General features: G+C 36.8%; 19 protein-coding genes. 1 reads left to right on the top strand and 18 read right to left on the bottom strand.

Going from position 1 to position 15,006, the window contains the following annotated elements; translation table 11 throughout:
* Nucleotides 1-87: 87 nt before the first annotated feature.
* The 4 genes from tig to E2636_RS06220 form a co-directional block, all read right to left on the bottom strand.
* Nucleotides 88-1,371, bottom strand: a complete 1,284-nt coding sequence (tig, locus tag E2636_RS06235) for a trigger factor (RefSeq protein ID WP_134209431.1) — start codon at nt 1,369-1,371, stop codon at nt 88-90.
* 102 nt (nt 1,372-1,473) lie between these two features.
* Entirely contained in the window at nt 1,474-2,475 is a 1,002-nt protein-coding gene (locus E2636_RS06230) for a tetratricopeptide repeat protein (protein WP_134209430.1), read from the bottom strand.
* Nucleotides 2,476-2,554: 79 nt separating this feature from the next.
* The gene (locus tag E2636_RS06225; protein WP_134209429.1) at nt 2,555-3,790 is read right to left on the bottom strand and encodes an ATP-binding protein; all 1,236 of its coding nucleotides are present in this window, start codon (nt 3,788-3,790) and stop codon (nt 2,555-2,557) included.
* A 511-nt stretch (nt 3,791-4,301) separates the two neighbouring features.
* The gene (locus E2636_RS06220; RefSeq protein WP_166669487.1) at nt 4,302-4,805 is read right to left on the bottom strand and encodes a group I intron-associated PD-(D/E)XK endonuclease; all 504 of its coding nucleotides are present in this window, start codon (nt 4,803-4,805) and stop codon (nt 4,302-4,304) included.
* Between the two features lie 224 nt (nt 4,806-5,029).
* Between E2636_RS06220 and E2636_RS06215 the strand changes: the two genes are divergently transcribed.
* Entirely contained in the window at nt 5,030-5,251 is a 222-nt protein-coding gene (locus E2636_RS06215; RefSeq protein ID WP_017379845.1) for a hypothetical protein, read from the top strand.
* 375 nt (nt 5,252-5,626) lie between these two features.
* On the opposite strand, the gene E2636_RS06210 is transcribed toward E2636_RS06215, so the two are convergent.
* From E2636_RS06210 to E2636_RS06150, 14 genes are all read right to left on the bottom strand, one after another.
* Nucleotides 5,627-6,187, bottom strand: a complete 561-nt coding sequence (locus E2636_RS06210) for a DUF3967 domain-containing protein (protein WP_134209428.1) — start codon at nt 6,185-6,187, stop codon at nt 5,627-5,629.
* Between the two features lie 81 nt (nt 6,188-6,268).
* Nucleotides 6,269-6,502 carry a hypothetical protein gene (locus tag E2636_RS18920; RefSeq protein ID WP_166669486.1) on the bottom strand — a complete coding sequence of 78 codons (234 nt, stop codon included), beginning with the start codon at nt 6,500-6,502 and terminating at the stop codon, nt 6,269-6,271.
* Nucleotides 6,503-6,578: 76 nt separating this feature from the next.
* On the bottom strand, nt 6,579-6,794 hold the full coding sequence (locus E2636_RS06205; RefSeq protein ID WP_134209427.1) for a hypothetical protein: 216 nt from the start codon (nt 6,792-6,794) through the stop codon (nt 6,579-6,581).
* 556 nt (nt 6,795-7,350) lie between these two features.
* A complete protein-coding gene (locus tag E2636_RS06200; RefSeq protein WP_134209426.1) occupies nt 7,351-7,854 on the bottom strand; it encodes a metallophosphoesterase in 504 nt (167 codons plus the stop codon).
* A 12-nt stretch (nt 7,855-7,866) separates the two neighbouring features.
* The gene (locus tag E2636_RS06195) at nt 7,867-8,463 is read right to left on the bottom strand and encodes an XTP/dITP diphosphatase (RefSeq protein ID WP_134209425.1); all 597 of its coding nucleotides are present in this window, start codon (nt 8,461-8,463) and stop codon (nt 7,867-7,869) included.
* Nucleotides 8,463-9,218 carry a ribonuclease PH gene (gene rph / locus E2636_RS06190; protein WP_134209424.1) on the bottom strand — a complete coding sequence of 252 codons (756 nt, stop codon included), beginning with the start codon at nt 9,216-9,218 and terminating at the stop codon, nt 8,463-8,465. The genes E2636_RS06195 and rph overlap by 1 nt, the downstream gene beginning before the upstream one ends.
* A gap of 103 nt (nt 9,219-9,321) precedes the next feature.
* Entirely contained in the window at nt 9,322-10,119 is a 798-nt protein-coding gene (gene racE, locus E2636_RS06185; RefSeq protein WP_134209423.1) for a glutamate racemase, read from the bottom strand.
* Between the two features lie 10 nt (nt 10,120-10,129).
* Nucleotides 10,130-10,588, bottom strand: a complete 459-nt coding sequence (locus tag E2636_RS06180) for a MarR family winged helix-turn-helix transcriptional regulator (protein ID WP_017379852.1) — start codon at nt 10,586-10,588, stop codon at nt 10,130-10,132.
* A gap of 75 nt (nt 10,589-10,663) precedes the next feature.
* Nucleotides 10,664-10,891, bottom strand: a complete 228-nt coding sequence (locus E2636_RS06175; protein ID WP_017379853.1) for a helix-turn-helix domain-containing protein — start codon at nt 10,889-10,891, stop codon at nt 10,664-10,666.
* Between the two features lie 59 nt (nt 10,892-10,950).
* A complete protein-coding gene (locus E2636_RS06170; protein ID WP_134209422.1) occupies nt 10,951-11,397 on the bottom strand; it encodes an acyl-CoA thioesterase in 447 nt (148 codons plus the stop codon).
* Between the two features lie 125 nt (nt 11,398-11,522).
* Nucleotides 11,523-11,702 carry a hypothetical protein gene (locus E2636_RS06165; protein WP_243840734.1) on the bottom strand — a complete coding sequence of 60 codons (180 nt, stop codon included), beginning with the start codon at nt 11,700-11,702 and terminating at the stop codon, nt 11,523-11,525.
* A 50-nt stretch (nt 11,703-11,752) separates the two neighbouring features.
* Entirely contained in the window at nt 11,753-12,529 is a 777-nt protein-coding gene (gene sdhB / locus E2636_RS06160) for a succinate dehydrogenase iron-sulfur subunit (protein WP_134209420.1), read from the bottom strand.
* Between the two features lie 6 nt (nt 12,530-12,535).
* Nucleotides 12,536-14,293 (bottom strand): succinate dehydrogenase flavoprotein subunit, encoded by a 1,758-nt coding sequence (gene sdhA, locus E2636_RS06155; protein WP_134209419.1) that lies wholly within the window; start codon nt 14,291-14,293, stop codon nt 12,536-12,538.
* Between the two features lie 56 nt (nt 14,294-14,349).
* Nucleotides 14,350-14,961 (bottom strand): succinate dehydrogenase cytochrome b558 subunit, encoded by a 612-nt coding sequence (locus tag E2636_RS06150; protein ID WP_134209418.1) that lies wholly within the window; start codon nt 14,959-14,961, stop codon nt 14,350-14,352.
* Nucleotides 14,962-15,006 lie beyond the last annotated feature (45 nt).

Genomic DNA, 15,006 nt, shown 5'->3' with positions numbered 1-15,006 from the left:
ATTGACAATCACTACCTATGTATTACAAAGAACAAGGAACGGGTTAAACATCCGCCCCTTGTTCTAGTTAAGCGTGTATAGATTTTATTATGAAATTTTAGCGTTTTCAACTAAGAAGTCAATTGCTTTTTGTAAACGAAGATCGTTTTCTAAAGCATCAGTTCCACCAAGTGACTCGCGGATTTTTTCTGCTGGCATGCTGAATTGAACAGCCATTTTTTCTAATTCATTATTGATTTCTTCTTCAGAAGGTGTGAAACCTTCAGCTTCAGCGATCGCTTCAAGTGTTAAAGAAACTTTCACACGTTTTTGACCATCTTCAGTCATTTGTGTGCGAAGTGCTTTTTCATCTTGACCAGAGAATTGGAAGTAAAGTTCAAGATTCATACCTTGTGATTCTAAACGTTGCTTAAAGTCGTTTAGCATACGTTCTACTTCCATGTCAACCATTGCTTGAGGAATGTCGATAGTTGCATTGTTTGCAGCTAATTCAACTAACTCATCTTTGACTTTAGATTCAGCAGCATTTTTCTTCTCTACCACTGTTTTTTCTTTTAGTTTTGTACGAAGCTCGTCCATACTTTCAACTTCGTTATCAATTTCTTTTGCTAACTCATCATTTAATTCAGGAAGTTCTTTTCCTTTTACTTCTTTCACTGTTACTTTGAAAGTAGCTTCTTTACCAGCAAGTTCAGCTGCATGGTATTCTTCAGGGAAAGTCACAACTACTTCTTTGTTATCGCCAGCTTTTGAGCCGATTAATTGCTCTTCAAATCCTGGAATGAATGAACCTGAACCAATTTCTAGTGTATGGTCTTCACCAGCTCCACCTTCAAATGCTTCTTCTCCTAGGAATCCTTCGAAGTCGATTACTGCCGTATCACCATCAACGATTGCATCTTCTTCTTTAACTACTAACTCAGCTAAACGAGTTTGTTGTTCTTTTATTTGAGCTTCAATTTCTTCATCAGTTACGTCTGTTTCTTGTTTAGAAATTTCAAGACCTTTATAGTCTCCAAGAGTTACTTCAGGACGAACTGTAACTGTAGCTGTGAAAATCAAGTTTTCACCTTGCTCCATTTTCACGATGTCGATTTCTGGACGGTCAACAGGATCAATCGCCGCTTCTTCAACTGCTCCAGAGTATGCATCAGGAAGAATAAAGTCTAAAGCATCTTGGTATAAAGATTCAGTACCAAAACGTTGTTCGAACATTTTACGTGGCATTTTCCCTTTACGGAAACCTGGAACGTTAATTTCTTTAACAACCTTCTTGAATGCTTTGTCTAAACCTTCTTTAACTAACGCAACGTCTACTTCTACTGTTAATATACCTGTGTTACCTTCTTGTTTTTCCCATTTCACTGACATATATTCAACCTCCATTATTTTAATTAACTTGTTACAATCATTCTTATCTATGAATTTGACAACCATTTTAGTATATCACATTCAACGATACTTTCAACTTATTCACTTACCGCTTAATTCGTACATCCTATCAATCTCTACCAATAAATCGTGCATCTGTGCTTCGCAAGCCACTTCTTCGCCTAACATTGCTCCTACATAGTTTATGTATGCTTCTGCTACCTCTTGTTTGTCGAACGTAGACCATTCAAATGGATACATGGCAAACGCATGACGAATGATTAAGTCATGTACCATTTCTAGTTTAGTTGGATTTTGCACTAATTCTTCTCGCGTGATGGCTAAGACAGATCTCACTTTAGTAGTATTTGCAGGTTCCGGTAATCCTTTAGGTGTTACATCAAACTTAAAGCCGAATTTTTCAATTGATAAGGTTCGATCTATTCCACTAATCACCATTAATAACAAAGCAAATGATTTACTAATAGGAGGAATAAGCCCATTTTCAATAATCGTTGCTAATTCGTTTTCAATTGACGATAAATTTTCCCCTTGTAATTCTAATAGAAGTTGTTGTTGCTTATCTTCGGGAAATGCTGAAAATATTTCAATTTGAAAAAGGCTTGCATCAATTTTATTATTATGTGGAGCATCGTCTAACAAAATATCTTCGTTTTGTTTGGCAAGTCTTTCATTTAATGTAAGCAACTGTTCATACTTATCCACTTTTTCAGGAGGAACAATACCTTCTTCAAGCAATGATTCCACAATTTTAGTAACCTCATCAAACTGTCGTAGCTCCATCAAAACTGTAATATTTAACTCCATTGTTTCGAAGTAAAAAGAAGGACCTAGCTTTAATAATTCTTCACATACTTTTTGAGATTCTTCAAATTCTCGATTTTCATACAATGAATATGCATAAACACCAAGCGTTTGTTCATCAACTTCAGTATAGGTCAAGGCTTGTCTAATTGAATCCACCGCTAAATCATATTGAAAATCTTCAGCATGTTTAAGCCCTTCAGCAATCAACTTATCCACCATACCTGGAAAAACAATGAGATTATCTTTTGTTTGTAATTTTCCATACTTTCTTCGCAATGCAGATTCCGCCTTTCTCTCGAGTATATAGTAGCACAAAATTAAAAAAAGATGCGCATATTTCCACACCTTTTCGTTACTAAACAGGAAGTGTAATCGTGAAAGTAGTCCCCTTACCTTTTTCGCTTTCCACTTCAATTGTCCCCTTGGCTTTACTAATAGCACCATACACCATGAGCATACCAAGGCCAGTTCCTTCTTTTTTCGTCGAGTAGTAAGGCTTACCTAATTGTGAAATTTCATCTTCCGTCATACCAATACCGTTATCTTTAATTATTATTATGATGGTACGATTTTGCTCCGATACATCAATAGATAAAATACCGCCACTTTCTTTCATTGCTTCTATTCCATTTTTCAATATATTAATTAATGATTGTTGCATCTGATTTTTATCGTATCTTTTTTTCAGCGTATTATTAAACTGAAACTCTATATCAACATGATTCATTTTGGCATATGGAAACAATATATTCTTCACGTACTCTATCTCTTCTTTTAAATTAGAAGACACCATATTTTCTGATTGCGGTTTTGCAAAAGCAAGAAAGTTACTTACAATCTCCTCTGCCCGTTCTAATTCTTTTAATGAGAAATCAATATACATTTTTTCGTCAGTTGATAAAGTCTTGGATTCTTTTAAAAGTTGTAGAAATCCATGAGTTACCGTAAGTGGATTTCTAATTTCATGCGACACACTTGCAGAAATCTCACTCATAACATGGAGTCGTTCTGTATGGAGAAAGTTTTCTCGACTTTTAATATTCGAAATGACTTTTTCGATCATTAACAAATTCAATGTAATGACCAAAACATGTGTCGAAACTGAATAGAAAGCAAGCTGCCAAAATTCACTCGTTAGTTGCACAAAAAATGTGCTAAGTGACAATAAATATAGCCCCATCGTAAATAAGGCCGCGAAAACTCCTGTAATTACCCGTTTTTGAGTTGAGTATTTAAGAAACTTTTTACTTATCAAGGGCACGACTAGAAAAATCACCGTTGAAAATATGAGTGAATGAATCGTACCTTCTCCCCCAATAATAAATCGATATATATTTAATAGGATATATAAAGGAAGTACCTTTTTATAACCGCCATAAAGCGCAACGATAATGAATGGAATATAACGTAAATCAAAAATAAAACCAATTTGAAGATGGATTGGATACAACATGCATAAAATCATCGAGATTGCAGAAAAGGTAATGAGGAATGAATTGCTATAAACAGGTCTACGATTTTCAAAAAATATGACAAATAATAAGAGCGGAAAAATTAAGAATAAGATATTTAATAATAATGTTTCAAACATTGAGGCAACCCCTCTCTTTGCAATCATTGGATATACGAAAGAATTAAACCTTCTAATAGAACCTACCTTATCCAAGTGAAATTAAATTCAAACCTTAACGATTAACAACCGATCATTTTATTATTTCATAAATAAAGATTATTCGACACTATCTTCTTTTTTGATTTCTTATTTATTTTACGGACGTGTATAATTTCATTCTATTATAAAACAAAAGTAATGATATCATATTGTTGTCGGTGAATAGTGAAGTTTTCATAAGAACTGAAACTTAGCTTAGTTAGACTTTGTACTTAATATGGTAGAGATGGTTTGTCGAAGCCTGTCGAAATAGTTATTACTAAATTCGGATATTTATATCGTTATAAAAAATCCGAAATGAAGAAATAGTGAAATGTATTCAACCTAAAATATTATTTAAAGGTTAACAGGTATTGTTCTGTGGAAATTATTAATTTCCACATAAATAGCATTTGGATCAAAGAGCAATACTCTTTGATCCAAATGCTATTTATGCTAAAAGACAAAAGAACACTTGACGTAATATGCAAAAGGAAACCTGAGTTTCGTTTTCAATAGAAACAAGTGAATTTCTATTTACTGTAGGAATCATTAAATAATCCTCAGCAAAATTAATTTTTTCACTTTGATTATTAAGCGTCTTGTTGATTCTAATATTTACAGTGCTTTTAAACTTTTTCGGATCAAAATAGTAACACTTATCCGTGTCTGGACAATACACACAGTATAAATCTACTTCCTTCTTATCAACGGGTTTTTCACAACAACCTTTTGATGTACTATATGAAGAACTAAATCTTACAAACAAAAATCCTTTGGAATTAACACTTCTATATTTAACTTGAATCCGAATAAATTCTCCATTTTTATAGGCAACTAGATCAAATGGAGAGAGATCTGATAAAGGCGTTAAAATTAAGTAACCTTTGCTGCATAAATCCACTTGAGCCTTAAGGACACCTAAATCATCTTTGTTTTTAGTATGATGTTCCATCTTACACCCCCTAAAACTTTCTTTTGATTATTATCTATACCCATTACTTATAATGTAAGAAACTCTAATATTGATTTTGTATCAAATCTTAAAGCATTCTGGCGCAAAAGTGATGGTATAATGGGCAAAGCAGATAGATTAGGAAGACATTATCCTAAATTAAAGGAAGGTATCCGAAACTTCTTCCTGTGTTATTATTCGGAATCATTATCGGAGGTGTTAATATGAATAAAAAATGGACTATTGAAAATATCAGTGAGTATGTTAAGAAGAATTCAGATTGTGAACTACTTTCTACTGAGTATCTTGGATTCTCACAAAAATTACTGTTTAAATGTTCATGTGGAAATAATTTCGAAAAAACTTTAACTAAATTTAAAGCTAGTAATCAGAAAAAATGTTCTAGTTGTTTAGAACCTAGAACTCCAAGAACTTCAAAAAAATAAAACCAATATATTGGTGCATTAAAAATGCCTTCGAGAATATAAGATGATTGTCTATTACCAATTTATTATTAGATTTTTAAATCTATTGTTTTCAAACGACACAATAAACATATTAAGACAAAAGAAAAACACTATCAAAACCTTATATAACAAGGTTTTGATAGTGTTTTTTTATTGGTTAAACGTAAACCATCTGTGCTCTCTACCTTCCAGGAAAACTTGTTTAATAGTCCTGTAAAACTTAGTAAATAATGGTTTTTATAATTTTCGAGTAGCGAATGTGTAATATAGTTCAATTCACCACGAATTAATTGCAGTATTCAATAGTGAAGCTCTAAATATTCATTAAAATCTTTGTTAAACTTTTTTTATATACTACTTGCCGAACTTCCACCACTTCTTCTTTTCTTCTTTAGCAGCTGCAATTTCAGATTTAACTTGAGTTTTAACTTCTTCAAGCATTAACTTTTTATTTTCTTGAGATTCTCGGAGTGATTGAACAAATACTTTATCATGCTTATCTTCAATTCTCTTTAATTGTACTTTCAACTCGTTGTTTTGATTTGCAATAGAAGTCATAACCTCATGAATCTGTTTTTCTTGAACTTTAAGAGCAGAGGATACAGCTTGTTCAACTAAAGCCATAACGTCATATCTATTTGGTTCTTCTTCGCTAATTGAGTCATGACCGTCATGACTATTCATTTCGCCAATTTTCTTAGAGACTTTTTCAATCGTCATACCGTCATACTTTATAAGCTCCATGAACTTTTCCAAAGTTTGAATATCTTCAGCAGTAAAAATTCTATGGCCTTGCTGATTTTTCTGGAATACATAGCCACCGTCTTTTTCCAAAGCAGCTATGTATTTTTTGTATAGAGATTCCTTGATGTCTAGCTGTTTCATTACGTCACTCGGTTTATAAATTATCGTCATAACGGCATACCCCCCATGCTTATTTATTCGTCATGACGTTATGATACTCCTTTATCGATCCTCAATCCTTTTTATGTATTATTATTTCTTATCTTTTATTTCAATTATTGCTGCTGCACTCTTTGTAGTACCTTCTCCATACACACTAGTCTTTGAATTAGCTGAACTTAGTTTAAACAAATCGAGAACAGATAATAGTAAATTTACATCTTCATCTGATGCCCCTATCTTTGTTTCTGTATCTACTTCGATATTTACTGACCGCCAAAACCTATTAGCAAGCCACCCATTATCAAAACAACGTCCTAGAAACACTTTAAACGAGTTAATTTAGTCGTATTAGCAACATTCATCTGCCCCAGCCACAAATATATAATGTCACTCGTTATATCTACCAAATACTCAACCTTAGTATCTTTAGTAAAGTAGTGAACAATTGTACGGTAATCCTATATTGTTCTTCACGACAACCACCCACTTCAAGTTGCTTTAAAACCACTGTCAATGCTTGTTCAATTTGTAGGTCATTCCGTTTCTCTGGCTGTTTTTTTACTGGGAATAGTGGTTGTTCAATTTGGATATCAAATATCCCCTTCTTTTTGGACAAAGAAAAAAGCACCTCCACCTACAATTCTTTAGTACAGAAACTCGACTGACCGAGTACTGTAATATTGAATCATAAGCGAAAGTGCTTATTTCTCTAGATATAACGTTATAAAACTCTACGTCCCAGGAGGGATTCGAACCCCCGACCGACGCCTTAGCTTACCACCATAGCTTTCGCTACCAATGTAACATTGTTTGTAGTCTGGACTATATCTTCACCATTGCAGGTGCGACACGTGTAGTCTCTACGGAACCTCACGTCGAATGAACGATTTTTAGCATTCTTACCATTACTTGCGTAATCATTCAGATTGCCTTCTCTTCACCAAAGTGAAGCGTAAGTTTCCTCGGTATTGCCATCAGCATGATCTGTTAAGGTTTCACCGATATAGTGTCGTCCACTCCACAGGTTTTTGTTTCCCTGTAAAGGCTCCTAATATCTTGAAGGGCGTTGCTCTATCCGGCTGAGCTACTGAGACATGTTACTTTCAACTCGTTTCAGAAATGAAAGACAATACTTATTATAGAAATATTCCCACCATAAGTCAAGGTTATTTTTAAACTATCGAAAATACTTGTTGTTCCAGCTGTTTATGAGCATCGGAAAAGAATGTTACCATCCACTTTAATTGTGATTTTTCAATAATCGCATAGCTCTTTTCTTTGCGGCCTCTCGGCAATTCTAAACTGCCTGGGTTTACGAAAAGTGTGCTACCTATAAGCTCTGCGCCTAACAAATGAGTATGTCCGAAGAGAACCAGGTCAGCTCCTAGTTCTTGAGCTCGGGTACTTAATGGCATTAGTGTAGATTTCACTTGCCATAAGTGACCATGTGTCATAAAAACTTTTACTCCATTAACTTCGGTGAAAACTTCAGCTGAATAAGAGGAATCCCAATCACAATTGCCTTCGACTACAAAAGCATCTTGTAGCGATTCATGTTGTATATCGAGTTCGCTGTCTCCGCAATGAAAAACAGCATCTACAGGTCCTACTGCATGCCTGACTTGATCAATCGAATTCGTTTCTCCATGTGTGTCACTCATCACTACAATACGCATCCGCTCGCCACCTTACCTCAACAAGTTTGGTAATTCTTCTGAGATTTTCTTAATCGCATTTCCCCGATGAGAAATTGCAGCTTTCTCTATAGGTTGTAATTCAGCCATCATTTTTCCTAACTCTGGTACAAAGAATATGGGGTCGTAGCCAAAGCCATTCGTTCCTTTTCGATCGTGTGCTATAAGACCTTCGCATGTACCAAAGACAGTTTTAGTCTCCATGCCTGGACCTGCTAGAGCAATGGCACAACAAAAACGAGCCATACGCTTATTGTCGTCTACATGTGCTAGTTCGGTCAACACTTTTTCCATATTGGCTTCGTCACTTTTACCCAGCCCTGCATACCTTGCAGAATAGACCCCTGGAGCGCCGTTTAAAGCGTCAATTTCTAGACCGCTGTCATCAGCGATTACAAACGTTTGTAATCGCTCTGCAAGCGCCTCCGCTTTTAGAATCGCGTTTTCTTCAAACGTAGTACCTGTTTCTTCGACTTCCATATCTTCAGCAACATCATGAAGAGTCAGGACTTCAAAACCATATGGATTAAAAATCGCTTCAAAGTCTTTTGCTTTACCTTTATTTTTCGTTGCTATAATTACTTGTTTCATTATAAAACGCCTAACTGATAACCGATTCGGTCAGCGATTTCGCCTAACGCTTCTTTTTGAATTTCTATTAGTTTTTTAATTCCTTCATCTCCTAGATCGAGCATTTCGTTTAGTTGTTGTCTCGTAAACGTAGCTTCTTCTCCAGTTCCTTGAAGTTCTACAAACTGTCCAGAACCTGTTTGAATAATATTCATATCAACGTTTGCAGTGGAATCTTCCAAATAGTTTAAATCTAAAATTGCGCCTAATTCTTCGTCCATTCCAACACTCGTTGCAGCTAGGAAATCCGTTACAGGGAATTCGGGCAGTTGTTTTGCATCTTGCAATTTTGCAATGGCCATTGTCATAGCAACAAATGCACCGGTAATAGAAGCTGTTCGTGTGCCTCCATCAGCTTGGATAACATCACAGTCTATCCACAATGTTCTTTCACCTAAAGCTTCTAAATTAACAACTGCTCTTAATGCTCGTCCAATGAGACGTTGAATCTCCATCGTACGTCCACCAATTTTGCCTTTTGTCGCTTCACGCTGAGTTCGAGAGCCTGTTGCTCTAGGCAGCATGGAGTATTCAGCAGTTATCCACCCTTTACCTTGACCACGTAAAAATGAAGGGATACGATCTTCGATAGTAGCTGTGCAAATGACTTTTGTTTGCCCTACGGTAATTAATACAGAACCTTCTGGATGTACTAAATAATCTGTTTCTATTGTAACTGGTCTAAGTTGGTTTGTGTCTCGTCCATCATTTCTCATGTATGTGTTTCCTCCTCATAGTAGGTTCGCAAGCTTATCGTATCACATATTCTGTGAACGAATCAAAACCCGGAGATTCCTTTTTTCAAAAGAATTCCGGGTTTTATTTAAATGTTATTTGTTGAATGTTTGGGTTTGAAATTTCAAGCCATTTACTAATGATGGTTTTAAACATGGGAATGGACCCCGTTGTGTAGAAAAAGTGCGATTGGGTATTCACTTCTTTACGTTGTAAATGGTAATAATTGAGTATTTCCTCTACATCATCTGCAGTTTCTTCAGCAGATGATAATACAGTCACATTCGGACCAACTGCCTTTTCGATAAGCTTTTGTAATAAAGGGTAATGAGTACACCCTAATATTAACGTATCAAACGACTCTGCATGCAGTGGTTCGAGTGTTTTTTCAACTAGATAATTTGCAAAGTCACCTTCGTATTCACCACTTTCAACAAGCGGAACGAACGCGGGGCAAGCTAGAGGTACTATATGACAAGAAGAAGATAACGATTTTAGTGCTTGCTCGTAAGCCCCACTATGAATCGTACCTGTAGTACCTAAAATACAAACTTCTGATCGTTTTGTTGCTTTTATAGCTGCACGGGCTCCTGGAAAAATAACACCGACAACCGGAAACGGACATTTTTTTTGTAAAGATTCAAGTGCGACTGCTGTGGCTGTATTGCATGCGACAACAAGCATTTTGATGGAATGCCCTTTTAGTGCTTGTGCCATTTGCCACGTGAATTTCCGCACTTCTGTTGCTGAACGAGGACCATAAGGACATCTAGCTGTATCTCCAATGTAGAGAAACTGCTCATTGGGCAATCGTCGCATAAGTTCTTTAACAACCGTTAAACCGCCAACACCTGAATCGATCACGCCGATAGGTGCATTCACGAGATTCGCCTCAATCCTCTTTCATTTTTACATGAAGTTTATGAAGCAAATTCGACAATTGTTGAACTTCTGGCGCATCAAAATCAGACAAAACTTCTTGTAGATAAGCTTGACGTTTTTGTATTACTTCTTCAATTACTCGCTCGCCTTCTTTTAATAAATGAATTCGAACTACGCGTCTATCTTGCTCGTCACGCACACGCATAACGATTTGATTTTTTTCCATACGGTCAACTAAATCTGTCGTCGTACTAAACGCCAAATACATTTTGGTAGAAAGGTCACCAATCGTCATATCTCCATGTTCAAATAACCATTGTAATGCAATAAATTGAGGTGGTGTAACCGTGTAATTACTTAATATTTGTCGGCCTTTTTGTTTTATAATTCCTGAAATATATCGAAGTTCTTTCTCTAAAAAAGCTACTTGTTCTTGATTGTGTTGTTTTCTCGAAATTTGCTCTGTCATGTTCAATATCCACTCCCTGAATACAGTTACTTTGTATCCATTGTGACGTTTTTTGTGGAAATTGGCAAGACCTACTCAGTCGAGTGATAATTCGCCTAGTCGTAAAAGTTCAAGTATAGCTTGTGATCTACCCGATACACCTAACTTTTGAATAGTATTGGAGATGTGGTTTCTTACGGTTTTTTCACTGATCTTTAATTGAATCGAAATATCTTTCGTTGAATAATCACGAACTAATAATTGAAATATTTCTCTTTCTCGCCCAGTCAATAATGAACGATGATGTGCCCGTTCTGACAACATATGCCCCTCCTATCCCTTCTTCCTTGTAACTTATGTTGAAAGCCTAGCGGAGGTCACGGCTATCTTGGAATGAATAACGATTTTTCTTTTTCAGTCCACGCTGAACCTTTTCCCGTTGTTTTATTAATTTGAACAATAGAACCTCTTCCAGTGAAAACTGTATCCCCTTTTTTATTTGTTGCATGGTAATGAATATCAACCGATGAATTACCTATAGACTCAGCTTTCACATGAATTTGAAGCTTTTCGTCAAAGAATACTTGCTTCACATAGTCACATTGAAGGTCTGCAACAACTGGAATAGTCGTCCCTTTCGGATTAAGCCAATCATTCATCAAACCGATGTGCTTAAAATATTCAATCCGAGCCAACTCGAAATAAGAAAAATTATATGTATTATTCAAATGACCAAACATATCCGTTTCACCAAAACGAACTTGTACAGGTACTGAAAAATTGAAACCACTTGCCCATTTTTCCGGGTCTTGAATATAAGATGCACGCATAATTTATAACTCCCCTTTTCTAAAGTGAATGGCGATTCATTGTTAACGCAATTGTAACAAATTTTCTTAAGAAGTGAAAAGGTTTTAATCGAGAGTTTAACATCTTTAAATTTATTGTATCGAAGCTAATGTCGTTTAAACTTTGATACTTTTGATGGAACTAGGACAACTTTTGGCTCGACCGGAGCAACTTCTGGTTCGACTGAGGCAACTTTCAACGGTATTGGGTCAACTTTCGGCTCGACTGAGGCAACTTTCGACGGGACTGGGGAAACTAACCAATTTCCTCCTAATTCTCGAATCAAAAAAGTAGCCTCTCGCAAAAATGCGAGAGGCTACTAAATTTGAATTCTTTTTAGTCAACCATGTGGTCGCTTCCGAAGAAGTTTTTGAACATTTGAACCGAAGTGTCACGGTTCATAGCTGCGATAGATGTTGTCAAAGGAATCCCTTTTGGACATGCAACTACACAGTTTTGAGAGTTACCGCAGTTAGCGATACCACCTTCACCCATTAGGGCATTAAGACGTTCATCTTTGTTCATGGCACCTGTTGGATGCGCATTGAATAGGCGAACTTGTGATAAAACAGCTGGTCCCATAAAGTCTGATTTGTCGTTTACGTTTGGACAAGCTTCCAAACATACTCCACACGTCATACATTTTGATAATTCGTATGCCCATTGGCGTTTGCGTTCAGGCATACGTGGACCTTCTCCAAGGTCATACGTACCATCAATTGGAACCCAAGCTTTAACTTTTTTCAATGAATCAAACATACGTGCACGGTCTACGATAAGATCGCGTACGACAGGGAATGTTTTCATTGGTTCCAAGCGAACTGGTTGCTCCAATTTGTCAATAAGAGCTGTACATGATTGACGAGGTCTCCCGTTAATCACCATTGAACAAGCACCACAGACTTCTTCTAAACAGTTCATATCCCAATTTACTGGTGTTGTCTGTTTACCGTCTGAGTTGACTGGATTACGTCGTATTTCCATTAAAGCTGAAATGACATTCATATTTGGACGATAATTTAACTCAAATTTTTCCCAATATGGTGTAGAATCTGTAGTATCTTGGCGAAGGATCTCGAGAACGACTGTTTTAGTAGCTGTTGCTGCACTCATGTATAATTAATCCCCTTTCTTCGCTGAGTAATCACGTTTACGCGGCGCAATAAGAGTAACATCGATTTCTTCATAATGGAAGATTGGTGCACCAGTTGCTGGATCAAACTTAGCCATCGTAGTTTTCATGAATTCATCGTCGTTACGGTCTGGGAAGTCTGGTTTGTAGTGAGCGCCACGGCTCTCATTACGGTTAAGTGCACCCAATGTAATTACGCGAGCCAAGTATAGCATGTTTTTCAACTGACGCGTAAATGTTGCGCCTTGATTTGACCATTTTTGTGTGTCGTTAATATTAATATTGTTATAACGTTCAAGAAGTTCTTGAATTTTTTCATCAGTTGCTTGTAAACGATCATTGTAACGTACAACTGTTACGTTGTCTGTCATCCATTCACCAAGCTCTTTATGCAAGACATATGCATTTTCAGTGCCATCTAATGCCATTGTATCATCCCACTTCTGTTGCTCAGCAGCGATGTGTGCATCGAAAATTGTAGAAGGCATATCTTCTGAATGCTTGTCTAATGCGCTCATATAATCTACAGCGTTAGGACCTGCAACCATTCCAGCGTAAATTGCAGAAAGTAATGAGTTTGCTCCTAAACGGTTTGCACCATGTTGAGAGTAATCACATTCACCTGCAGCAAAGATACCAGGAATGTTCGTCATTTGATCATAATCTACCCATAACCCACCCATTGAGTAATGGACAGCCGGGAAAATTTTCATCGGTACTTTACGGGGATCGTCACCCATGAATTTCTCATAAATTTCGATGATTCCACCAAGTTTAATATCTAATTCTTTCGGATCTTTGTGAGAAAGATCTAAGTACACCATGTTTTCGCCGTTAATCCCTAATTTTTGATTAACACATACATCAAAAATTTCACGAGTAGCGATATCACGTGGCACTAAGTTTCCGTAAGCTGGATATTTTTCTTCAAGGAAATACCAAGGTTTTCCGTCTTTATACGTCCAAACACGTCCACCTTCACCACGAGCTGATTCAGACATTAATCGAAGCTTGTCATCCCCAGGAATCGCTGTAGGATGAATTTGAATGAATTCACCATTTGCGTAATGTCCGCCTTGTTGATAAATAATTGATGCAGCAGAACCTGTGTTGATAATAGAGTTTGTAGATTTCCCGAAAATGATTCCTGGTCCACCAGTAGCCATTATAATAGCATCACCACGGAATGCACGGATTTCCATTGTGGTTAAGCTTTGTGCCATGACGCCACGACAAGCTCCATCGTCATCAAGAATAGCCCCAAGGAATTCCCAACCTTCATACTTCGTCACAAGTCCTTCAACTTCAAACTTACGTACTTGCTCGTCTAGTGCATATAATAATTGTTGGCCAGTTGTTGCACCAGCAAATGCTGTACGATGATACATCGTTCCACCGAAACGACGGAAGTCAAGTAAGCCTTCAGGTGTACGGTTAAACATAACACCCATACGGTCTAATAAATGAATAATGCTAGGTGCTGCTTCAGTCATTGCTTGTACAGGTGGTTGGTTTGCTAAGAAATCTCCACCATATACTGTATCGTCAAAGTGTTTAGCTGTTGAATCGCCTTCACCCTTTGTATTTACAGCTCCGTTAATCCCGCCTTGCGCACAAACTGAGTGTGAGCGTTTTACAGGAACAATTGAAAATAATTCAACAGGTGTACCTTTTTCTGCCGCTTTAATTGTAGCCATTAATCCAGCTAAACCTCCGCCGACAACGATCAATTTACTTTTTGCCATGATTTTCCTCACTCCTCTTTTTAGTAGTAGTCAAACGCTTTCAATTAATAAACTTTTTACACGAATGCAAGAAGTGCTTGAATGCCGACTACAGATAATGCTAAGAAGATCCCTATCGTCACATAAGTAGAAATTTGTTGTGATCTAGGAGATTGAGTGATACCCCAACTTACTAGGAATGACCAAATACCATTTGCAAAGTGGAATGTTGCAGCTACAACACCTGCCACATAGAAAGCAAACATAAATGGATTCGCTAAAATATCAGCCATCATGTTAAAATTAACTTCTTTTGCACCAATTGCTGCTTGGAATCTTGTTTCAAAAATATGCCATGCGATAAACACGACAAGGAAGACTCCACTAAATCGTTGCAAAACAAACAACCAGTTTCGGAAAGTACCAAAACGTTTTGGATTGTTCTTTGCGGTGAATCCTATGTAGAGACCATAGAATGCATGGAACATTAATGGCAAGAAAATCACAAACCACTCTAAAAGCAAGCGGAACGGAAGATTTTCCATGAAGTGTGCCGCAGTTTCAAATGACGCTGCGCCTCGTGTTGCGAAATAGTTTATTACTAAATGTTGCGTCAAGAACAAACCAATCGGAATGATCCCAAGTAGAGAATGCAAACGGCGTAAATAAAAATCACTATCTTTCGACAAATCTATTACCCCCTCGGTACTTAAAATAGTCAGACAAATTCAAGC

It is taken from the genome of Paenisporosarcina antarctica (assembly GCF_004367585.1).
Taxonomy (GTDB): domain Bacteria; phylum Bacillota; class Bacilli; order Bacillales_A; family Planococcaceae; genus Paenisporosarcina; species Paenisporosarcina antarctica.
The sequence above is the reverse complement of the archived record's forward strand: the minus strand, read 5'-3'. Positions and strand labels throughout refer to the sequence as shown.